Annotated in this window: 9 protein-coding genes and 1 pseudogene; 7 read left to right on the top strand and 3 right to left on the bottom strand. The window is 75.3% G+C overall.

Annotated features, from left to right (window positions below; translation table 11 throughout):
- The 3 genes and pseudogenes from ACTUAL_RS08775 to ACTUAL_RS08765 all read left to right on the top strand — a co-directional run.
- Positions 1-446, top strand: a pseudogene (locus ACTUAL_RS08775) (hypothetical protein); the annotation flags it as partial.
- Positions 436-1431, top strand: a complete 996-nt coding sequence (locus tag ACTUAL_RS08770) for a Gfo/Idh/MocA family protein (protein WP_440899899.1) — start codon at positions 436-438, stop codon at positions 1429-1431. The pseudogene ACTUAL_RS08775 and the gene ACTUAL_RS08770, both read left to right, overlap by 11 nt.
- A complete protein-coding gene (locus tag ACTUAL_RS08765) occupies positions 1428-2495 on the top strand; it encodes a hypothetical protein (RefSeq protein ID WP_232519958.1) in 1068 nt (355 codons plus the stop codon). The genes ACTUAL_RS08770 and ACTUAL_RS08765 overlap by 4 nt, the downstream gene beginning before the upstream one ends.
- Before the next feature lie 61 nt (positions 2496-2556).
- Here the strand turns inward: ACTUAL_RS08765 and ACTUAL_RS08760 are convergent, their stop codons facing one another.
- The 3 genes from ACTUAL_RS08760 to ACTUAL_RS08750 form a co-directional block, all read right to left on the bottom strand.
- Positions 2557-3558 carry a phosphotransferase family protein gene (locus ACTUAL_RS08760; RefSeq protein WP_440899898.1) on the bottom strand — a complete coding sequence of 334 codons (1002 nt, stop codon included), beginning with the start codon at positions 3556-3558 and terminating at the stop codon, positions 2557-2559.
- 46 nt (positions 3559-3604) lie between these two features.
- Positions 3605-4258, bottom strand: coding sequence for a LuxR C-terminal-related transcriptional regulator (locus tag ACTUAL_RS08755; protein ID WP_096495551.1), 654 nt, complete (start codon positions 4256-4258; stop codon positions 3605-3607).
- A gap of 319 nt (positions 4259-4577) precedes the next feature.
- Entirely contained in the window at positions 4578-4970 is a 393-nt protein-coding gene (locus ACTUAL_RS08750; RefSeq protein ID WP_177154362.1) for a hypothetical protein, read from the bottom strand.
- Positions 4971-5234: 264 nt separating this feature from the next.
- On the opposite strand from ACTUAL_RS08750, the gene ACTUAL_RS08745 reads away from it, so the two are divergent.
- The 4 genes from ACTUAL_RS08745 to ACTUAL_RS08730 form a co-directional block, all read left to right on the top strand.
- A complete protein-coding gene (locus tag ACTUAL_RS08745; RefSeq protein WP_096495549.1) occupies positions 5235-5669 on the top strand; it encodes a hypothetical protein in 435 nt (144 codons plus the stop codon).
- 159 nt (positions 5670-5828) lie between these two features.
- Positions 5829-6683 carry a maleylpyruvate isomerase family mycothiol-dependent enzyme gene (locus tag ACTUAL_RS08740; protein ID WP_440899897.1) on the top strand — a complete coding sequence of 285 codons (855 nt, stop codon included), beginning with the start codon at positions 5829-5831 and terminating at the stop codon, positions 6681-6683.
- Between the two features lie 105 nt (positions 6684-6788).
- Entirely contained in the window at positions 6789-7097 is a 309-nt protein-coding gene (locus ACTUAL_RS08735; protein ID WP_440899896.1) for a type VII secretion target, read from the top strand.
- The coding region (locus tag ACTUAL_RS08730) for a hypothetical protein (protein WP_440899895.1) at positions 7094-7328 on the top strand (235 nt) is incomplete at its 3' end. The genes ACTUAL_RS08735 and ACTUAL_RS08730, both read left to right, overlap by 4 nt.

The following is a 7328-nucleotide window of genomic DNA, read 5'->3' as shown; positions in this document are numbered from 1 at the left end:
CCGCGCTGGGGTACCGGGAGATCATGGCCGACGTGGGGGCCGCGCTGGCGGGCGCGGGGTACCGCGGGCCGGTGTGCGTGGACTCGATGCTGCTGCGCGACGGGACCCTCGTGCCGGTGCTGGAGATCAACCCCCGGACGTCCATGGGGCTGATCAGCGTGCTGGCCGGGCGCCGGCTCGCCGCCGACCCGGAGCGGGCGCGGCTGGTGGTGCGGCCGGTGCGCGGCGGGCGCGGGTTCGACCGGCTGGTGGCGCTGCTGCGCGCGGACGGGATCCTGCTGGAGGCGGGCGGGGTCGGGGTGCTCCCGCTGTCCTCCGGGACGCTGGCCTCCTCCAGGGGGCGGTTGTACTGCGCGGTGGTGGCCCGGGACGAGGCCGGGCACCGGGCGCTCGGCGCGGCGCTGGACGCGGTCCTGGGCGCCTGGCAGGTGGACCGTGCCTCGTGAGCTGGGGTTGATCGGGGCCACGGCGATCGCGGTGCGGGCCGTGCTCGACCCGGCGCGGCGGCGCGAGGACGTGCGGGTCAGGGCGATCGCGGCGTCCACGCCCGAGCGCGCCGAGGCGTTCCGCGCCGAGCACGGGCTGCCGGTCGCGCACGCCGACTACCGGTCGCTGGTGCGGGACGAGGGGATCGACACCGTCTACGTGTCGCTGCACAACAGCGCGCACGCGCGCTGGGCCGCGGAGGCGGCCAGGGCGGGCAAGCACGTGGTCGTGGAGAAACCGCTGTGCCTGGGACGCCGCGAGGCGCACGCGCTGCGCCGGGCCGCCGGGGACGCGGGGGTGCACGTCGTGGAGGCGGTGATCACCACCGGGCACCCGTGGCAGGCCGCCGTGCGCGAGCTGGTCGCCTCGCGGGAGCTGGGGGAGCTGACCGGGATCTCCTCGCACATCGCGTTCGACCTGCCGCCGGGCGCGGGGTACCGGTTCCGGCCCGAGCTGGGTGGCGGTGCGTTCCACGACACCGCCTCCTACTGGCTCGACGCCGTGCAGGCCGTCGTCGGGCTGGGCGGCGCGACCGCGTCCGGGCACTCGGAGTTCTCCGGGCCGAACGGGGTGGACCTGGAGTTCGACGCGGCGCTGCGGCTGCCCTCCGGGGTGCGGGCCGAGCTGCGGGCCTCGCTGGTGGGGCCGTACCGGGCCGACCACGAGTTCCGGTTCACCGGCGGGAAGGCGCGGCTGCGCAACTTCCTGCGCCCGGCCGCCGGGCCGTTCCCGGTGAACCTGGTCCTCCAGCGGGACGGGGGAGCGCGCGAGGTGCGGTCGTTCCCGGCGGTGTCCTACCACGACGCGCAGTTCGACCGGATCATGGCGCTGCTGGCGCGGCCCGCGCGCCCGGACGACGCGGTGGTCGAGCGGATCGCCGTGCTGGAGAGCGCTTACCTGAACGCGCTGGAGCGGTGCGCCCGAACCGGGAGGGCGGAGGCGTGAGCATCGCCGTGCTGACGTCCGGGGTCGCGCTGGGCGTGCACGTCCCAGGGCTGCTGCTGGCCCGCAGGCTCGCCGAGGTCGGGGTGGCGGCGCGGGTGGACGTGCTGGAGAACCACCTGCCCGAGCGGCTGCGCGAGCTGATCCCGGCGTCGAAGACGGCGTTCCACCGGGACTTCCGGGTCGCGCTCGCCGGTCAGCGGCTGGCCGCGCGCAACACCACCGAGCCCGACGAGGGGCTCGTCGCCGGGCTGTGGCGGGAGTGGGAGCGGGACGGGGTCGAGCTGCTGGTGGTGCTGTCGGGGTTCTGGCTGCCCACCGCGCACCGGTACGCCTCGGCGCACAGCGGGGTCCGGGTGCGCTCGTGCCACGTCGACTCGGTCGCCTCGCCCTCGTTCACCTCCGCCTCGGGCGCGGGGCGGGGGAGGTGGGGCGAGCACGAGGACGTGTGGTTGCTGGAGCGCGCCGGGAGCGCGGTGGCGCGGACCATCCCGGTCAGCCGGGAGGAGCCGGAGCCGTGGGGCGACCGGGACGGGCGGCTGCTCGCGCACGGCGGCGGCTGGGGCATGGGCACCTACCGGACCGGGGCCGCCGAGCTGGGCGCGGCCGGGTTCGCGCTGGACGTCGTGGCCTACGAGCGGTCCGAGGTGCCCGAGGAGCAGGGGCGGAACCGGTACTTCATGATCGACCCGGACTGGCACCCGTGGCACGACACCGGGTTCCCGCCGTTCGGGCGGGTCCACGACGGCGCGGTGGAGTACCGGCGGCGCGCGGAGCACCACGACGGGTTCGACCTGACCCGGCGGGCGATCGCGGTGGTGAGCAAACCCGGCGGTGGCACGCTGATGGACTCGCTGTCGGCTGCCACGCCGGTCGTGCTGCTGGAGCCGTTCGGCGCGCACGAGGCGCGCAACGCGGAGCTGTGGCGCGACCTGGGGTTCGGGATCGGGTACCGGGAGTGGGTGGACGGCGGGCGCCAGGTCGCGGTGCTGGAAGCGCTGCACCGCAACCTGGTGGCCGCGCGCGGGCGGGTTCTGTCCTATCCGGACGAACTCGCCGGGCGGTGATCCGGGGCGCCGTGGCCCAGGGCGCAGTTACTCAGGGCGCCGCGCCCCTGGGCGCCGCGGCTCAGGGGGCGGCGCGGCGCAGGGCCTTGCGGTAGCGCGAGCGGAAGAGCGCCTGCGCGGCGGCGGACTTCACGCCCTTGTGGCCCCTGGGCACCGCCTCCACGATCATGATCAGGTACAGGTACGCCTGGTACAGCGCGATCCTGCGGCGGGTGGTGGCGGTCAGCTCGGCCGGACCGCCCGCCTCGCGGTAGCCGTCCAGCAGCGGGTCGTCGTCGGACAGCTCGCCGAGCAGGGCCAGCGACACGAAGTCCGCGCACGGGTCGCCCCAGAACGCGCGCTCCAGGTCGATCAGGCCGGACAGGCGCCGCTCGCCCTCCTCGCCGGTGAGCATCACGTTGCCGTTCCACAGGTCGAAGTGCACCAGCACCGGCTCGGTGACCTCCTCCAGCACGGCGCGGCCCGCCACCGCCAGGTCGTGCAGCGCGGTGGGCCTGCCGGGCGGGGTGACGCCGAAGCGTCTGGCGTCCGCGAGCAGGCCGTCGACCATGGCGGTGAACGCCTCGTACCAGGTGTCGCCGTGCAGGCCGGTCGACCGCTCGGGGTAGCCGAAGGCGGTGCCGCGCACCGCGTGCAGCCCGGCGACGGCCCGGCCCAGCTCGCGGCGCAACCGGGCCCGCTCCGCGCCGCCGAGCACGCCCCACACCCCCAGCCAGGTGTCGACCGCGACCACCCAGGTGATCCGGTAGTCGCCGCCCACGCCCGCGCTGCCCTCGCCGGCGTGGTGCAGCACCGGGACCGGCGCGGTGGCCGCGGCGGCCCGCAGGACGGCCGCCTCGGTGCGGGCGATGCGGCGCTCGTAGGTCAGCAGCGGCAGGTCGTCCGGCGGGGCGGCCTTCAGGACCACCGGGCCCACCGGGTCGACGTCGAGCAGCCAGACGGCGTTGAACGTGCCGTCCGCCAGCTCCCTGGACGAGGTGATCGTGGCCCGCGGGCCGAACGCCTCGGTCACCGCCGCCCGCAGCTCCTCGTCGGACAGCGATCGCTTGGTGGTGCTTCGCACGTGCCTCTCCTCCGGTGCTCCCGGTGTTGCGTTCCCGGTTCCGCGCTCACTTCACGAACGCGGGTTCCACCTTGGGGGGCCAGTCGGCCGGGCTCAGCACGCCGAGGGAGTAGGCGCGCGAGATGAGCGCGGTCCGGTTGGGGGCCTTGAGCTTGCGCAGCAGCGTGCCCAGGTGGTACTCGACGCCCTGGCGGGTCAGGAAGAGCGTGGTGGCCAGCTGCGCGGTGCTCTCCCCGGCGGCCACGCCCTCCAGGATGCGGGCGTGCACGTCGCTGAGCGGGGCCGCCGCGTCCCCGTGCGGTTCCGCGGAGCGGCGCAGCAGCACCAGCAGCGCCGAGACGGCCCGGCCGCGTCCGGGGACGGCGATCGCGGTCATGGCGGCGGGCGCGGTGCTGCCGTCCGGGCGCACGGCCGCGACCCGCTCGGCGAAGCGGCCCCGCTCGCCGGTCGCCAGGCAGGCCAGGCCGCGCTCCAGCGCGGGGCGCAGCGCCGGGTGCAGGAGGTCGGTGAAGTCGCGTCCCCGGATCTGGCTCAGCGGGCGGTCCAGGAGGGCGAGCAGGTCGGTGTTGGCCTCCACGATCCGCCCGCGCGGGTCGAGCCGGGCGATGCCCAGGCCCGAGCGCTCGAACACCGAGCGGTAGAGGGAGCCGTCGACCGGTTCGTGAGAGCGCTCTCCCCGGTGGTCGTGACACTGGCGCATCAATACCCCTAACCATCGGAACGGCGGCGAGGCGACCTGCTTGCGGGTCCGCGAGCGATAGCGATCATAGGAACCGCGCTCGCGCGGGGGCAATGCGCGTCCGGTCGGCGGTGAACGAGTGTGCGGCGTGCCGAACGGGCGGAACGCGGGCGTCCCCGGCGTCCGTTCGGGGCAGTCCGGGAGGCCGGGTCGTGATTCACCGCTCGGGATTCACCGCGGAATTCCGGATCGGGCGTCGCGGCCGATTCCGGGAAAAGGGGAGGAAAGGGGAACCGGGTGGCGCCCGCCGCGCGCCGGGCGGCGGGCGTCCGGCTCGCGGTCAGAACTGGTCGGCCGCGGTCAGCTCGTGCTCGAAGGCGTCCGCGCGCTCGACCAGCAGGCCCAGCGGCGTCGCGAACTCGGCCACCACGCCCTGCTCGCCCAGCACGACGGTGTGCTTGAGCAGCGCCACCCCGTCCACGACGCCCGCGCCGCCGACGGGCGCGGCGCCCGCCAGCTCCAGGAAGCGGGTCTGGTCGATCTTCTCGGCCCAGCCGACCGGGGAGGACAGCACCAGCCAGGTCGAACCGTCCTCCTGCGGCACGCGCTGCACCGAGACCTGCTGGGTGCGGGTGTCGGAGACCTCGACGCGGAAGCGCAGCCAGGTGTCGGACTCCTCCAGCACCTCGGACCGCGTTCGGACGTAGTTGATCACATCGGTCCAGGTGGTCACGCTCATCTGCCCTTCGCCATCAGGGGACAACAGGGGCAGCATCTCACGTCCACCAGGGGCGACGGGCGGGAACACCGCACACCGGCGGGTCGGGGCGCGCGGAGGGACCGCCGGGGTCGCCGTTCGCGGACGGTAGCGATCTCCCGCCTCGGGGGACGGCGGGAAATACCCGCCGGGTGAAGGTGCTCGCGGTGAATCTTCGCGGGGGTTTCCCGGAGCTACGCTCGACCGGCTTTTGCCGGAAACCGAGGGAAAGGGTCCACCATGAGGAAGTCCGCCGCCGCGCTGCTGTCCGCGCTCTGCCTGCTCGCGGGTTTCGCCGGAACCGCGTCCGCGACACCGGCGTCGGCCAGATCGTACTTCTACTCCGTGCCGTCGCTGCCGTGGGGAAAGGTCGTCGACCGGTGCATCGGCGGGGCCGAGTGCGGCGGGACCGAGAACCGGCTCTACTTCACCCTGGACCGGCCCGCCTACCTGTCGCAGCTGGAGGTGCGGGCCAACGACGACGTCGCCCAGCGCCACAACGCGGTGCTGCGCGTGTACGTGGACGGCGAGCCCGCCGGGCAGCAGGACGTGAAGCAGGCGGGCAGCACGCTGACCTACCCGCTGTACCGGTTCGGCGGCCAGGTCGTGCTGGAGTCGGTCTCCACCAACGGCGGGACCGACGAGACGCAGGTCGGCTGGGTCCGGCTGCGCTGAGCGGCTTCGGGGTCCAGCAGCCATCCCCGGCCCGCCGGGTAACCCCGTGACCTGCGCCGTCCCGCTCTCCCCGCCCCACCGGCCGCGCCCGCGGCCCTTGTGCTCCCCGTAGCCCGCTGCTTGCCTGGGCCCCTGATCGCCACAGCGAGCGGGAGGCCGGTGGACGTGCTGCTTGAGGAGACCGGGGACCGGTGGCCCGCGCTGCGCGCCGCGCTGTCCGACACCACCGACCGCTTCGCGCGCCTGATCGCCTCCGCGCCCCCGCCCACCAGGGCCGCCATCGGCGGCTGGAGCGCCGACGAGGCCGCCGCGCACACCGCGATCGTGTCCGGCATGAACGCCGAGCTGATGGCGGGCCGCGACGCGTTCGACGACCCCGACCTGGCGCGCGCCTGCCGGGAGATGACCCTCGCCGACCTCGCGGCGGTGAACGCGCGGGCGCTGCGGCGGTACCCGGCCCGCGACCCCGAGGCGCTGGGGGCCTACCTGCGCGAGCACGTCGACCTGCTGCTCGAGCGCAGCGCCGACCTCGACCCGGACGAGCCGCGGCCGTGGCTGGGCGGGGCCAGGCTGCCGGTGTCGACGCTCCTGGCCCACCAGCTCAACGAGCTGCTGCTGCACGGGTTCGACGTCGCGCGCGCCACCGGGGCGCGGTGGGACGTGCCCGAGGACGAGGCGGCGCTGGCGTTCGACCTGTTCCTGATGCGCCTGCTCGGCGCCGGGGCGGACACCCGGCACCTGCTGTCCCGGTCGGGGGGCGGGCGCGAGCTGCGCGTGGAGCTGCGGTCGGCGCGGACCACGCCGGTGATGGTGGTCAGCGGGGAGCGGAAGCTGGCGGTCGTGCGGCCGGACGGGAGCGCGGACACGGTGGTCCGGTTCACGCCGTCGGTGTTCATGCTGGCGCTGTTCCGGCGGATCGGGCTGGCGGGCGCGCTGGTGTCCGGGACGATCACCGCGTCGCGGCCGAGGCCGTGGGTGGCGCTGGCGTACTTCCGGCGGACCCGGACGCCCTGATCCCCTGGTTCACCCGTTCGGGGAGCGGGTGGGGGGAACCGCTCGGGGCCGCGTCGCGTCGTGGTCATGGGATGGTGGACGACCACAGCGATCTGGGGGTGAGCGGTGCCCAGTGGGTACGAGGTGCTGACGGGTGAGATCGCGGCGCTGGCGGGCCGCGTCGACGGCCTCGCCGAGCGGCTCAACGGGGCGGTGGACGCGGCCCGCACCGTGACGATGGACGACTCGGCGTACGGGGTGCTCTGCCAGCCGTTCGCGGCGCTGCTCCAGCCGTTCGAGGAGTTGGGCGTGAACGCGCTGGCCACGGCGGTCGAGGGGGTGGCGGAGAACGCCACGACGCTGCGCGAGACGTCGCGGGAGTACGACGACCGGGAGAGCGCGCAGTCCGCGGAGCTCGACGGCATGGCGCGGTGAGCGGCGGGGCCGCTGGCGGGCGCGTCGGTGAGCACCGGGTGCGGCGGCAGCGGGCCGGGGTCGGGTACTTCGGGCAGGTTCGGGTGCGGGTGGTGGACGGGGCCCTCGAGGGGGCGGTGGTGTGGGCGGTCGACCCCGAGGACCGGTCCTCGCTCCAGCCGGGGAGCGACCGGGAGTTCGTCGACGCGGCCGTTGCCGGGGCGTGGGACGGGCTCGGGGCGGGGGACCGGG

Source organism: Actinosynnema sp., assembly GCF_052038725.1.
Note: the sequence above shows the minus strand (reverse complement) of the source record. Positions and strands in the feature narration are given on the sequence as shown.